The organism is Streptomyces sp. 150FB (genome assembly GCF_000818195.1).
In the GTDB taxonomy this organism is placed as follows: domain Bacteria; phylum Actinomycetota; class Actinomycetes; order Streptomycetales; family Streptomycetaceae; genus Streptomyces.
In genome coordinates this window covers 7,903,911-7,915,732 of sequence record NZ_JTHL01000001.1, presented here as the reverse complement: position 1 = coordinate 7,915,732, position 11,822 = coordinate 7,903,911, and the positions used below count along the sequence as shown (strand labels likewise).

The window sequence follows — 11,822 nt, the reverse complement described above, 5'->3', positions numbered from 1 at the left end:
GGGGGGTCACTTCGTCGCGCCCCGGGTGAGCCCGCTGTAGATGTAGCGCTGGAGGAACAGGAAGAGCAGCAGCGTGGGGACGATGACGAGGATCGCTCCCGCGGAGATGTCCTGCCACTCCGCGCCGAACGGCCCCTTGAACCGGAAGAGCGAGGTGGAGATGGTGCCCAGCTCCTCGGAGGGCATGTAGAGGAACGGATAGTAGAAGTCGTTGTAGACCAGGATGCCCTTGATGATCACCACGGTCGCGATGGCCGGTTTCAGCAGCGGCATGATGATGGTCCAGTAGATCCGCAGGGCTGAGGCTCCGTCTATGCGGGCGGCTTCGTCCAGGGAGACCGGGATGGAGCGGATGAACTGCAGAAAGATGTAGATCGACACGATGTCGGTGCCGGTGTACAGCAGGATCGTTGCCCACCGGGTGTCGAACAGCCCGAAGTTGTTGATGACCTGGAACGTGCCGACCTGCGTGGTGACCGAGGGCACGAGAGTGGCGATCAGGAACGCCGCCAGGATGGCGCGGCGGAAGCGGAAGCGGTAGCGGTCGATGGCGTAGGCGGCCATGGAGCCGATGAGGACGCTGCCGACGACGGAGAACAGCAGGATGAACGCGGTGTTGAACAGGCCGCGCAGCATGTGGCCCTGCTCGAAGGCGACCTGGTAGTTGGAGAAGTTGAGCCAGTTGTCGGGCGGGGTCAGCGCGCCGCTGCCGTTGGCGATCTCCTTGTGCGTCTTGAGTGACGTCAGGAACACCGCACTGAGCGGAAGCAGGACTGCCACGCAGGCCAGGATCAGCGAGAGGTACTTCAGCGTGGGCGCGATCCGGATGGGGCGTGAGCTGCGGAGAGTGGGAATGGGTGCGTCGCTCATGCCAGATCGGACCTCTCATCGGGGACCAGGCGGCGCTGCACCCAGGTCACCAGCAGGACAAAACCGAGCAGGACCACGGCCATCGCCGAAGCCAGTCCGGTCTTGCTCAACTCGAAGTTCATCTTGATCGTCTCGATGACGAACGTTTCGCTCGCCCCCGAGCCGCCGGTCATGATGTACGGGATCTCGAAGACCGCCAGGGAGCCGGAGATCGCCAGGATCACGCTGAGGCTGATCAGCGGACGCAGGCTGGGAGCGATGATGTGGCGGAACTGCGCCCAGCGGCCGGCTCCGTCCAGTGCGGAGGCTTCGTACAGCTCACTGGGGATCGATTGGATGCCGCCGAGGAAGAGCACGAAGTTCAGGCCCATGTACCGCCACACGGACACTCCCGACAAGGAGATGTTGACCAGATGGGGGTTGCCGAGCCAATAGTGCTTGCCGTGCATTCCGAATGCGGAAAGGACGGTGTCCAGGGTGCCGCCGGACTGGAAGAAGTACAGGAACACGAAGCCGATGGCGACGCCGTTGATGAGATAGGGGAAGAAGAGAATTCCCTTGAACAGGTTTTGCAGCCGGGTGCTGAAACTGAGAATGGTGGCGAAGTACAGAGCCAGCACCAACTGCGCCACCGAGGCGACGAGGTAGTAGATGCTGACGTAGAACACCTGGAAAAGCTCGGAACGGGTAAAGATCTCGGTGTAGTTCTTCATGCCGACCCAGCTATGGTCGGGACTGACCCCGTCCCAGTCGGTGAACCCGTACTCGATCATGTTGACGATCGGTACATAGGTGAAGACGACCAGGAAACCGACCGGCACCACCAGGAACAGCCAAGGGGTGAGCCGGCCCGGCCAGGCTCCGCCCGGCCACCCCCGGCGGGACTTGCCGCGATGCGCTGACGTGGGCGGCCCGGCTGTGCGCGGGGTGTCCCGTTCTCCCAGATCGAGTGGCGTATGCGTGTCGCTCATGGGCATCCTTGCTCGTCGTGGCTGCCTAGGACGCGTGTACGGTCACAGACCGGCGTTCTGCTGGCCGGACTTCCACTTCTTGGACAGGTCTGAGAAGATCGAGCTGAGGCTTCCGCCGCCCGCCCCGCGGGCCGCGTCGATGAGCTTCTGCCGGTACTCGGGAGTCTGCAGGCCGACCTCCGACGCCTTGTCGATGGTGTTGACCTGAGGAGTCCTGGCCTGGCTCTCGACGATCATCTTCACGCCGGCCGCGGTGAAGGGCGCCAGGATCTCCGGCAGGGCCGAGCCCTTGGCGCTGGAGATGCCCGAGACCGATGTGGCGAAGCCGGACTTGCCCTCGATCCAGTCCACCCAGGCCCGGGCTGCCTCCTTGTGGGATGAGTGGATGTTCACCGCGTACTGGTAGTCCGGGGCCTCGACGGAGCAGTACTTGCCGCCGACCTGTGCGGGGAACGGCATGTAGCCGATGTCCTTCGGGTCGGCGCCGGCCTTCGTGGCGGCCTGCTGCAACTGCGGTACGGACCAGGTGCCCAGCCACATGGTGGCCGCCTTGCCGGTGGCCAGCAGGTTCTTCGAGTTCTCCCAGTTCGTGGTCGTCGGGTCGTCCTCGGAGAGCTTGCTGTGGACGATGTCGTACAGCAGCGAGTCTCCGGTGTTCAGGTCGCTGCCGGCCTTCCACGGATCGTCGGTGGTGAGCTTGTCGTTCGCCCCGGGGTCGCAGGTCGCCGAGCCCAGCACGTTCGTCCAGGCGGTCAGCGGCCAGCCGTCCTTGTAGTTGGTGTAGTACGGGGTGGCCTCGGTACGGGACTTGATCTGCTTCAGATCGGCCAGGAACTGTGCCGGAGTGGTGGGCCAGGAGGTGATGCCGGCCTGCTGCCAGACCTTCTTGTTGTAGACGAAGCCGTTGGCCGAGGCGAACGACACGATCCCGTAGACCTTCCCGTCGACCGTGCCGGAGTCGGTGAACTGGTACGTGCCGGCGAGATCGGCGGAGTCGCCCAGCGGGGCGAAGAACTTGGGATAGTCCGTGCGTGCCACCGCGGTGGGGATGAGGAGCACGTCCCCGTAGTTCTCGGTGTTCATCCGGATCTTGACTTCGCCCTCGTAGTCCGTCAGGCCCTGGAACTTGACGTTGACCTTCGGGTAGAGCTTCTTGAAGTCGGCGGCGTACTTCTTCAGTGTGCCGTCGCCGATCAGGTCGGTGCGATTGGTGAGGACCGTGATGTCGCCGGAGACCGACGAGGGGTCTGCGGCCGCCGTGGCGGCCGCCGTGGACGTGGACCCGCCGCTGCCCGACGAGGAACACGCCGTGCCCACGACCACGATCGCCGCGGCCAAGGAGACCGCCGGCAGAACTCTTCTCCGCATGTGACTCCCTCATCCCGCCCGCACACGCCGGGCCCTGACCCCTGAAACACTTAAGCGCTTCAGTCTGAGCGGAACCTTTCCATGAGCCCACCGGGGGGTAAAGGTGCCGAATCGTTGTCGATACCTAACCGTTACGCCAGCACCTGGCACCACTAGACCGGTTAATAGACAGGGGCGTTTCCGCGGCCTAGATTGGCGAGCAAGCCATCAGGCGACCGCTCTCCGGCCCGCCTGGCGGCTGTTCGTGCGCCTGGTCGCCGGTCGGGCGCCGACGCCGTCCGCTCCGGCGGAACGGCATCGGTGCGTTCTTCGGAACGGTCGCATTCTTTGGAGGCCTTCATGCTGGTCGCTTCTGCCCCGCCCGGACCGTGGACGCTGCGTGCGGTCGCCGCCCCGGACAGCACCGGGCCCGTGCCGCCTCAGGTGGCCGGGACAGTGTTCGCCGCGCAGGTTCCCGGCTGTGTGCACAGCGATCTGCTTGCCGCGCACGCGCTTCCCGACCCGTACCTGGACGCCAATGAGGAACGTGTCGCGTGGGTGGGGCGTACCGACTGGGCTTATGCCACGCGGCTGCCCCGGACGGACGACGGCTTCGAGCGCACCGACCTGGTCTTCGAAGGGCTCGACACCTTCGCCGGGATCTCTGTCGACGGCGTGCCGGTCGGCGCGACGTCGAACATGCACCGTGGCTACCGCTTCGATGTGACGGAGTATGTGGCGCGCCGCGACAGCGATCTGACGGTGGCGTTCACCTCGGCCTACACCGTCGCCGAGGCGCTGGAGGCGGAGCTGGGCCCGAGGCCCAACGCGTATCCGGAGCCGTTCAACTACGTACGCAAAATGGCGAGCAGTTTCGGCTGGGACTGGGGACCGAAGCTGGTCACCGCCGGTATCTGGCGGCCGGTGCGCATCGAGCGGTGGAGTACCGCCCGGCTGGCGTCCGTCGCCCCCCAGGTCACTGTCCGCGACGGCGACGGGCACGTGACCGTGCGGGTCACGGTCGAGCGCACTGCCGCCGGTGCCGGCCGGGAACTGCGGCTGCGCGTGAACGTCGCCGGCTGCGCCACCGAGACCCTCCTGCCGGCGGGGCAGGCAGCCGGCGCGGCCGACCTGCGCGTTCCCTCTCCCACCCTGTGGTGGCCGCACACTCTGGGGGCGCCGAATCTCCATGAGCTGACGGTGACGCTGGAGGACGCCGAGTCCGGGGAGCGGCTGGACGACTGGGGGCGCCGGGTCGGGTTCCGCATGGTCGAACTGGACACCACTCCCGACGCGATGGGTTCGGCCTTCCGGTTCGTCGTCAACGGAGTGCCGGTCTTCACCCGCGGGGTCAACTGGATCCCCGACGACGCACTGCCCTCCCGGGTCACGGCGGAGCGGTACCGGACCCGGCTGGAGCAGGCGAAAGCGGCCAATATCGACCTGGTACGGGTGTGGGGCGGCGGGATCTACGAGGATGAGGCGTTCTACGCCGCGTGCGACGAGCTGGGCCTGATGGTGTGGCAGGACTTCCCGTTCGCCTGCGCCGCCTACCCCGAAGAGGGCCCGCTGCCGGCCGAGATCGAAGCCGAGGCGCGCGAGAACGTGGTGCGGCTGATGCCCCACCCGTCCCTGGTGCTGTGGAACGGCAACAACGAGAACCTGTGGGGCCACGAGGACTGGGACTGGAAGGGGCCGCTGGCCGGCCGCACCTGGGGCCGCGGCTACTACCTGGAACTACTGCCCCGCATCGTCGCCGAGCTCGACCCGACCCGGCCCTACTGGGCGGGCTCCCCGTGGTCGGGGTCGCCCGACATCCACCCCAACGACGTACGGCACGGCACCACGCACCTGTGGGAGGAGTGGAACCGCCGCCCGTACACCGACTACCTCACCACCGTGCCGCGCTTCGTCGCCGAATTCGGCTGGCAGGCGCCGCCCGCCATGGCGACCGTGCGCCGCTCCATCAGCGACCGCCCGCTGCTGCCGGACTCGCCCGGCATGCTCCACCACCAGAAGGCCGAGGACGGCAACGGCAAGCTGGCCCGCGGCCTGGCGCCGTACTTCAACGCACCGGACGACTTCGACACCTGGCACTACCTGACCCAGCTCAACCAGGCCCGCGCCATCGCCACCGGCATCGAGCACTGGCGGGCCAACTGGCCGCTGTGCTCCGGCACAGTGGTCTGGCAGCTCAACGACTGCTGGCCGGTCACTTCCTGGGCCGCGATCGACGGTGACGGCCACCTCAAGCCGCTCTACTACGAGCTGCGGCGCCTGTACGCCGACCGGCTACTGACCCTCCAGCACGGCCCGGACGGACTGCTGGTCACCGCGGTCAACCAGTCCGGCTCCGCGTGGCCGGCCGCGGTGGAGCTGCGACGGGTGCGCGCCGACGGCACCACCGCCGCCCACGCGACCGTCCACCTGCGGGCCGCGCCCAGGGCAGTGGCCCGCGTCGTCGTGCCGGAGTCGCTGACCCAAGGTGCGGACGCGGACACGGAGTTCTGGGTCGCTGACTGCGAAGGACTGCGGGCGGTCCACTTCGCAGCGCCGGACAAGGACTTCGCCTACCCCGTCGCCGACTACGGCATCGAGGTCACTGCCGACGACGACACGGCAAGGATCACGGTGACCGCCCGCACCCTGCTGCGGGATCTGCTGCTCCAGGCCGACCGGCTCGACCCGGCAGCCGCCACCGACCGGGGCCGGGTCACACTGCTGCCCGGTGAACAGGTCACCTTCACCGTCACCGGCTGGCCCACGCCCAACGCCCAGGCCGTACCGGCCGCGCTGTTCTGCGTGAACGACGCCGCCGGACCGCACACCGGGTGACCGACCAGCCGGGGACCCACGACGTGCGCATGCGTGGCCCGTTCTCCGAACTCAGCGAACCCGCAGGCCAGTCGCCCCTTCATAAACATCCGTCTCGAAGCCCCCGGCTGGTCTAAGCTCCGCGAATGACCTTGGAATGGGAACAGGTAATCGTTCACTCGGCGGACCCAACCGCCTTGGGCCAGTGGTGGGCCGAGGCTCTTGGCTGGGTTGTTGTCTACTCCTCCGACGACGAGTTCGAGATCCGCCCGGCGCCGGATCGCCTGCCGGGGTTGGACTTCGTCCGGCTCGAGGAGAGCAAGAAGGTCAAGAGCCGACTGCATCTCGACTTCAGGCCTGATGACCAGGACGCCGAGGTGGCGCGTCTGGTGGCTCATGGCGCACAGCGCGTCGACATCGGCCAGGGTGATCAGTCGTGGGTCGTCCTGGCAGACCCCGAAGGTAACGAGTTCTGCATCCTTGGCCAGCGGTCGCAGTAACTGAGCGGGGCGGAGCGGTCCGGGCAAACGGACCAGCCCGCCGCCGTGCCTTCGCGTACTCTCACGCCATGCGCATCCGCCCGGCGACCGTCGCCGATCTGCCGCTGCTTCAGGAGATCGAAGTGGCCGGAGGCGAGGCGTTCCGTACGGTCGGAATGGGCGAGATCGCCGACCACGCGCCGCCACCCCTGGACGTACTGGACTCCTACCGGCTCGCGGGCCACGCCTGGGTGACGGACGACGGTACGGGCCGCCCCGTCGCCTATCTGATCCACGACGACGTGGACGGCGCCGCCCACATCGAACAGCTCACGGTCCACCCGTCCGCCGCCCACCGCCGCCTGGGCAGCGCCCTGATCGACCACCTCGCCGCACACGCGACCGGAACGTCCGGACTGACACTGACGACGTTCGCCGAGGTCCCGTGGAACGCCCCGTACTACGCGCGACTCGGTTTCCGTACCCTCACCGAGGCCGAACTGACCGACGGCCTACGGGAGATCCGCCGCGCGGAAGCCGCCCACGGCCTGGATGCCTGGCCCCGGGTCTGCATGCGCCGCGAGGTGTGAGGAGCAGCGGTACGGGGGGAGTTGGGCGCGGCGAGCGGGTGACGCCAGGTGCCGACCTCGGCGCCACCCGCCCCCTTCCCGCGCGGACCCTGGACGCCCCAGGTTCGCGGCGGGGGTTCATGGGGAGCAAGAGCTGGACTCAGGAGCAGAGGCCCTTGTGCCGCAGCCTGTGCAGAGCGCCGATGGCGCGCAGTTGACGGTGCTCGTACTCGGTGCCGACTCGTACGGACACCCAACGGCTCTGCCAGGTAAGCCCGGTGGGGCGCGAGAGATGAACGAAGGGGCCGACGATGTTGTCGATGACCCCCACCATTTCGTAGGACCGGTCGTACACGACCATGCCGACACACAACCCGCCGGGCAGCACACCCCCCTGCCGGCGCCTCACTGTTGCCCACCGCCGGGCGGTACGTAGTCGGGACACCGCACCGGATCCCCGCAGTCGCACTTGGGCCACCGGAGCGCGGAGCCCGGCACGAGGTCGGCGCCGCCCCATCCGGCGTCGAACTTCTGGATGATCCGCGCGTCTTTCGATCCGAACCGCTTCCTCAGCCTGTCGCGAGCTGAGGGCGTCTCGTCGTTCTCCTTCTCCTTCACGGCAACCTCTCCAGTCCCTGAAGTACGCGCACCAGCAGGTCTCTTGTGACGGTCGGATACGCGCCGCAGGGCACGTCGGTCGGGGGCGGCAAGCGCCAGAACCCCCAGTGCTGAACCGTCACATCGACTTCAGCCACGGCTCTCGCGCCGTCCGTGGTCCGCTCATAGGGCATGACTCACCGCCTCCAACGTCCTGCATGCGATCACCCGCTGTGCTCGACCTGGCACAGTCAGTGTGACGACTTCACATGTCAGATTGCAAGCCCGCCGCGTCAATCTGTAAAATTACATTCGTGGCGTCCAAATGAGAGGCCGCCGCTGTGGAAAGCTGTGGCCTCGGCGCCTCGCTGGCGCCAAACTGAGGACCATGAGAAGGGCGGAGAGGCGCGGATGAGTTATCCGACCGTACGTAAGCGCCAACTGGGCTCGGTGCTACGTCGGATGCGCGAGGGCGCAGGACTGAAGCTTGACGATGTTGCGGAGCGCACGACGCTGAACGCGGCGAAGACGAGCCGGATCGAGACCGCACGCACCGGAGTCAAGGCCGCCGACCTCACAACGCTTCTGGACCTCTATGGAGAAGTGGACGCAGCCAAGCGCGCGGTGCTGCACTACCTGGCCAAACACGGGAGCAAGCGCGGCTGGTGGCAGACCTACGGTGACTCCATCTCGCCTGCGTACGCCGACTTGATCTCGCTCGAGTCCGACGCGCGGAACATGCGCTCCTACCAGACAACACTGATCCCTGGGCTTCTCCAGACGGCGGCCTACGCCCGCGCCACGATCGATGCCATCAACATGACGTCTACGCAAGACCGCGTGAACGCGCTGGTCGAGGTACGCATGGCGCGTCAGTCGGTGCTCACCCGTCCTGAACCTCTGGAGTTCTGGGCGATCATCCATGAGGCCGCGCTGCGTCCACGAGTCGCCGCTTCTCAGGTCATGCGGGACCAGCTTCAGCGACTTATCGATCTCTCCGAACTTCCGCATGTTTCGATACAAGTGCTCCCGTTGGAGGCCACGCCTCATCCGGGCCTGGCCGGTAGCTTCGCCGTAGTGGGTTTCCCAGAGACAGCAGATCTTGATGTCGTTCACGTGGAATCCCTGACGAGCGCGCTCTACGTCGAAGATCCTGTGGAAGTGTCGATCTTTAGCACTGCGTTCGAGAGACTTCGAGCCGCAGCGCTTCCGTTCGACGATTCAGCCGACCTCATCGCCAGAACGAAGGACAACATCACATGACCAGCATCGACTTCGACCTAACCTGGACCAAGTCCTCCTACAGCGGGGGCAACAGCGACTGCGTCGAGGTGGCCCTCGGGCTCACCGACACTCTGCCCGTGCGCGACTCCAAGCGTCCCACCGGCCCGGCGCTCGTCATCCCGGCCGGCGCGTGGAACGCGTTCGTCAACAGCGTGAAGACAGGCGACGTCGCCTGATAGAGGCACAAGCGCACTGTGAGCCCCCGCCGGAAGCCGCACCCGGCGGGGGCTCACTCATAGGCCTACTTGCGGAGGAAGGCCACAGCGCTCACCGTTGGGGCCACCATCGACACGAAGGACACGAGATGACCTGCATCCCGAACGCCTCCGCAGCCGTCGGCGTCACGTGGACGAAGTCCTCCCACAGCGGGAACCAGAGCAACTGCGTAGAAGTCGCCCACGGCGTCGCCAACCTCATGCCCGTACGCGACTCCAAGCGCCCCACCGGCCCCGCGATCGTCTTCCCCGCCGGCGCGTGGACAGCGTTCGTCGCCGATCTCAAAGCCGACGCCTGACCGGGCCCGCCCCGGCTCCGGTCGTCAGTCGTCCCGCTCGTCCTGGGTGAAGAAGCTGATCACGTCCTGGGCTGTGGGGTTGGTGGGGGCTTCGGCTTCCGCTTCGGCGGCCGCGCGGCCCCGGGGGAACATGGTCCGCTCGTACGCGGTGAGTGCGGCCTCGATGTCGTCGGGGTGCGCGGCGCGGGCCGTGCCGAGTTCGGCGCCGTCCTGCATGGCCAGGTTGGCGCCTTCGCCGTTCGGGGGTATGAGGTGGGCGGCGTCGCCGACCAGGGTCACCCCCGGCACTCGGTCCCAACGGTGCCCGACGGGCAGCGTGTTGTGGGGACGCAGGACCGGCGGGGTGTCGCTTTCGGTGATCAGCGCGGTGAGTTCCGGCGCCCAGCCGTCGAACTCCGCCGCGATCCGCGCGGCGGCCTCGGCGGCATCGGTGAAGTCGATGGCCTCGAACCAGTCCAGCGGCTTGGACAGCACCACATAGGCGTGGAGGGTCCCGCCCTTTTCCCGGTGAGCCCCGATCCACTTGCCGCCCGTGTCGAGCACGAACAGCGACCCGCCGCCGACCGCTTTCGCGGTGGCAGGGTGCCGGGAGTCGCCGTCGAACAGGTAGGTCTCCACGAACGACAGGCCCGCGTACTCGGGTGTGGCGTCGGAGAGCAGCGGCCGGACCCGTGACCACGCGCCGTCCGCGCCGACCAGCAGGCTGGTGGTAACGGTGGCGCCGTCGGCGAAGGTCACCTCGTGGCGGCCCTCACCGAGGGCACGCGCACCGCTGACCTTGTGCCCCCACCGGACGGTGTCGGCCGGGAGCGCGTCGAGCAGGATCTGCCGCAGCTCGCCGCGTTGCACCTCGGGGCGCCCGCCCGTACCGTCGTCGGCCTTGTCGAGCAGGAGGTTTCCGTCCCGGTCGAGGACCCGCGTCGCCTGGCGGCCCTCCAGGACGATGCCCCGGAACTCGTCCATCAGATCCGCTGCCTCAAGGGCCAGTTGGCCGTTGTAGTCGTGGATGTCGAGCATCCCGCCCTGCGAACGCGCCCCCGCTGAGGGCTCCGCCTCGTAGATGGTGACCGGGATCCCGTGAACGTGCAGGACGCGGGCCAGTACGAGTCCGCCGAGGCCGGCGCCGATGATCGTGACGTCAGTGGTCATGGTGAGTCCTTACGTGTCGCACGCCTGCCGAGTGGGCACCCGGCGGGATCTCTGAAAACGTGCCAGGCCGCACCGACAGGCCGCGGACAACCGCGTACGGCCCACCGACATCGGACCGACAGAACCCGGCAGCCCCGACATGGCAGTGGTCGGCTCCGATCTCGACAAGTGGATGACGTACCTGATGGCCGGGTTACGGCGGGTGGCGACACCGCCGGAGGCGCGCTCGGTGGTGTTCGAGATCGAGTTCACCTTTGAGGGATTCGTTGACCGACTCGATGACCTGCCGCAATGGTCGGCTGGTTCGTGTTCGATGCCCCGGCGGACGTAGTTCGTGTCGCCGATCAGCGTCTGGGCGGGACGTGCGGCAACGAGGCCGGGTTCGGCGGTGAGCGTGGACGGCCCTCCCGCCCACCGAGGGTCCAGGCGTGCCGGCCCGATCTCGTTGAACCGGTGGATCGCATCGCGCACCGTGTCCTCGTCGGCCTGCACCAACTGGGCGATCACGGGACCGCGGTTACCGCCGGCCGAGGCCGGCAGCATCATCGCGCGCCGGTACCGCCACGACCACCATCCCGGCGAACCTACGCGGTCACAGCATCAGCTCGTTGCTCTACGTAGGCGGCCCGTCGGTTTCGAGGCGGCTCAGCCGGGCGGCGGGCCGTAGGCCGTCCATCAGGAGGTTCAGCAGGCGGCCGGCCTTGGCTTCGCGCCCGGGCCGGGGGGCCACGGTGAAGATGCCGATGAGGGAGGCGGCGATGTCTTCGGCGGTGACGTCGGAGCGGAGGTCGCCTGCCGCGTGGCCCGCGTCAAGAATCGTGGTGATGGCCGTCAGTAGCTCGGTCCGGGTCCGGGCGTGGGTGATCTCGCCCGATTCGATCATCGCGAGCAGTGTGTCGAGCATGCCGTTCTTGGTCGCGATCCAGTCCCCGAACAAGTCCATCCAGCGCCGCATCGTCGCAGATGGGGGCATCTGGTCGAGTAGCTCGCGGGCGCCGGTCGTAAGCCGCACCACCTGGTCTTGGTAGACGGCGTCGACCAGCGACTCGCGGGTCGGGAAGTGCCGGTAGAGCGTGGCGATTCCGACCCCGGCCTCACGGGCGATCGCGCGCATCGACGGCTCGGCATCGGCCGACATGAACACGCGGGTCGCCACCGCGAGCAACTGGTCACGGTTGCGGGCCGCGTCCGCCCGAAGGCTGTTGCGAGTCCCTCTGAGTGGAAGGCC

The 11,822-nt window shown here is 67.5% G+C and carries 14 protein-coding genes and 1 pseudogene; 7 read left to right on the top strand and 8 right to left on the bottom strand.

Features of this window, described 5'->3' with window-relative positions; translation table 11 throughout:
* Positions 1 to 6 precede the first annotated feature (6 nt).
* From QR77_RS33990 to QR77_RS33980, 3 genes are read right to left on the bottom strand one after another with little or no spacing between them, the layout of a single operon-like run.
* Entirely contained in the window at positions 7 to 870 is an 864-nt protein-coding gene (locus tag QR77_RS33990; RefSeq protein WP_052489253.1) for a carbohydrate ABC transporter permease, read from the bottom strand.
* The gene (locus QR77_RS33985) at positions 867 to 1,841 is read right to left on the bottom strand and encodes a sugar ABC transporter permease (RefSeq protein ID WP_052489252.1); all 975 of its coding nucleotides are present in this window, start codon (positions 1,839 to 1,841) and stop codon (positions 867 to 869) included. Before QR77_RS33985 ends, QR77_RS33990 begins: the two co-directional genes overlap by 4 nt.
* 42 nt (positions 1,842 to 1,883) lie before the next feature.
* A complete protein-coding gene (locus QR77_RS33980; RefSeq protein WP_040025874.1) occupies positions 1,884 to 3,209 on the bottom strand; it encodes an extracellular solute-binding protein in 1,326 nt (441 codons plus the stop codon).
* Positions 3,210 to 3,548: 339 nt separating this feature from the next.
* Between QR77_RS33980 and QR77_RS33975 the strand changes: the two genes are divergently transcribed.
* The 3 genes from QR77_RS33975 (at position 3,549) to QR77_RS33965 (ending at position 7,071) form a co-directional block, all read left to right on the top strand.
* Positions 3,549 to 6,023: a glycoside hydrolase family 2 protein gene (locus QR77_RS33975; RefSeq protein WP_078877920.1), complete on the top strand. Its 2,475-nt coding sequence runs from the start codon at positions 3,549 to 3,551 to the stop codon at positions 6,021 to 6,023.
* Between the two features lie 125 nt (positions 6,024 to 6,148).
* Positions 6,149 to 6,502, top strand: coding sequence for a VOC family protein (locus QR77_RS33970; RefSeq protein WP_040025873.1), 354 nt, complete (start codon positions 6,149 to 6,151; stop codon positions 6,500 to 6,502).
* Positions 6,503 to 6,570: 68 nt separating this feature from the next.
* Positions 6,571 to 7,071, top strand: coding sequence for a GNAT family N-acetyltransferase (locus QR77_RS33965; protein WP_040025872.1), 501 nt, complete (start codon positions 6,571 to 6,573; stop codon positions 7,069 to 7,071).
* 139 nt (positions 7,072 to 7,210) lie between these two features.
* Here QR77_RS33965 and QR77_RS33960 read toward each other — a convergent pair whose 3' ends face one another.
* The gene (locus tag QR77_RS33960) at positions 7,211 to 7,411 is read right to left on the bottom strand and encodes a hypothetical protein (protein WP_078877919.1); all 201 of its coding nucleotides are present in this window, start codon (positions 7,409 to 7,411) and stop codon (positions 7,211 to 7,213) included.
* Between the two features lie 44 nt (positions 7,412 to 7,455).
* Positions 7,456 to 7,668 (bottom strand): hypothetical protein, encoded by a 213-nt coding sequence (locus tag QR77_RS33955; protein ID WP_040025868.1) that lies wholly within the window; start codon positions 7,666 to 7,668, stop codon positions 7,456 to 7,458.
* A gap of 390 nt (positions 7,669 to 8,058) precedes the next feature.
* On the opposite strand from QR77_RS33955, the gene QR77_RS33950 reads away from it, so the two are divergent.
* From QR77_RS33950 to QR77_RS33940, 3 genes are all read left to right on the top strand, one after another.
* Positions 8,059 to 8,910, top strand: coding sequence for a helix-turn-helix transcriptional regulator (locus tag QR77_RS33950; protein WP_040025867.1), 852 nt, complete (start codon positions 8,059 to 8,061; stop codon positions 8,908 to 8,910).
* On the top strand, positions 8,907 to 9,107 hold the full coding sequence (locus tag QR77_RS33945) for a DUF397 domain-containing protein (RefSeq protein ID WP_040025864.1): 201 nt from the start codon (positions 8,907 to 8,909) through the stop codon (positions 9,105 to 9,107). The genes QR77_RS33950 and QR77_RS33945 overlap by 4 nt, the downstream gene beginning before the upstream one ends.
* 128 nt (positions 9,108 to 9,235) lie before the next feature.
* Positions 9,236 to 9,445, top strand: a complete 210-nt coding sequence (locus QR77_RS33940; RefSeq protein ID WP_040025863.1) for a DUF397 domain-containing protein — start codon at positions 9,236 to 9,238, stop codon at positions 9,443 to 9,445.
* Between the two features lie 24 nt (positions 9,446 to 9,469).
* Here the strand turns inward: QR77_RS33940 and QR77_RS33935 are convergent, their stop codons facing one another.
* On the bottom strand, positions 9,470 to 10,594 hold the full coding sequence (locus tag QR77_RS33935; protein ID WP_040025862.1) for an NAD(P)/FAD-dependent oxidoreductase: 1,125 nt from the start codon (positions 10,592 to 10,594) through the stop codon (positions 9,470 to 9,472).
* Positions 10,595 to 10,733: 139 nt separating this feature from the next.
* Between QR77_RS33935 and QR77_RS47605 the strand changes: the two genes are divergently transcribed.
* Complete coding sequence (locus tag QR77_RS47605; RefSeq protein ID WP_040025861.1) at positions 10,734 to 10,925, top strand: hypothetical protein; 192 nt, start codon at positions 10,734 to 10,736, stop codon at positions 10,923 to 10,925.
* Positions 10,926 to 10,996: 71 nt separating this feature from the next.
* Here QR77_RS47605 and QR77_RS44310 read toward each other — a convergent pair.
* Positions 10,997 to 11,140: pseudogene (locus QR77_RS44310) on the bottom strand (helix-turn-helix domain-containing protein); the annotation flags it as partial.
* 67 nt (positions 11,141 to 11,207) lie between these two features.
* Positions 11,208 to 11,759: a TetR/AcrR family transcriptional regulator gene (locus QR77_RS33925; protein WP_052489251.1), complete on the bottom strand. Its 552-nt coding sequence runs from the start codon at positions 11,757 to 11,759 to the stop codon at positions 11,208 to 11,210.
* Positions 11,760 to 11,822: the final 63 nt, after the last annotated feature.

What these genes read in the sequence shown, in the direction of transcription:
- QR77_RS33975 (WP_078877920.1), top strand. Translation starts at nt 3,549, where the DNA reads ATGCTGGTCGCTTCTGCCCCGCCCGGACCGTGGACGCTGCGTGCGGTC.
- QR77_RS33945 (WP_040025864.1), top strand. Translation starts at nt 8,907, where the DNA reads ATGACCAGCATCGACTTCGACCTAACCTGGACCAAGTCCTCCTACAGC.
- QR77_RS33960 (WP_078877919.1), bottom strand. Translation starts at nt 7,411, where the DNA reads ATGGTCGTGTACGACCGGTCCTACGAAATGGTGGGGGTCATCGACAAC.
- QR77_RS33970 (WP_040025873.1), top strand. Translation starts at nt 6,149, where the DNA reads ATGACCTTGGAATGGGAACAGGTAATCGTTCACTCGGCGGACCCAACC.
- QR77_RS33980 (WP_040025874.1), bottom strand. Translation starts at nt 3,209, where the DNA reads ATGCGGAGAAGAGTTCTGCCGGCGGTCTCCTTGGCCGCGGCGATCGTG.
- QR77_RS33950 (WP_040025867.1), top strand. Translation starts at nt 8,059, where the DNA reads ATGAGTTATCCGACCGTACGTAAGCGCCAACTGGGCTCGGTGCTACGT.
- QR77_RS47605 (WP_040025861.1), top strand. Translation starts at nt 10,734, where the DNA reads ATGGCAGTGGTCGGCTCCGATCTCGACAAGTGGATGACGTACCTGATG.
- QR77_RS33985 (WP_052489252.1), bottom strand. Translation starts at nt 1,841, where the DNA reads ATGAGCGACACGCATACGCCACTCGATCTGGGAGAACGGGACACCCCG.
- QR77_RS33965 (WP_040025872.1), top strand. Translation starts at nt 6,571, where the DNA reads ATGCGCATCCGCCCGGCGACCGTCGCCGATCTGCCGCTGCTTCAGGAG.
- QR77_RS33990 (WP_052489253.1), bottom strand. Translation starts at nt 870, where the DNA reads ATGAGCGACGCACCCATTCCCACTCTCCGCAGCTCACGCCCCATCCGG.
- QR77_RS33935 (WP_040025862.1), bottom strand. Translation starts at nt 10,594, where the DNA reads ATGACCACTGACGTCACGATCATCGGCGCCGGCCTCGGCGGACTCGTA.
- QR77_RS33940 (WP_040025863.1), top strand. Translation starts at nt 9,236, where the DNA reads ATGACCTGCATCCCGAACGCCTCCGCAGCCGTCGGCGTCACGTGGACG.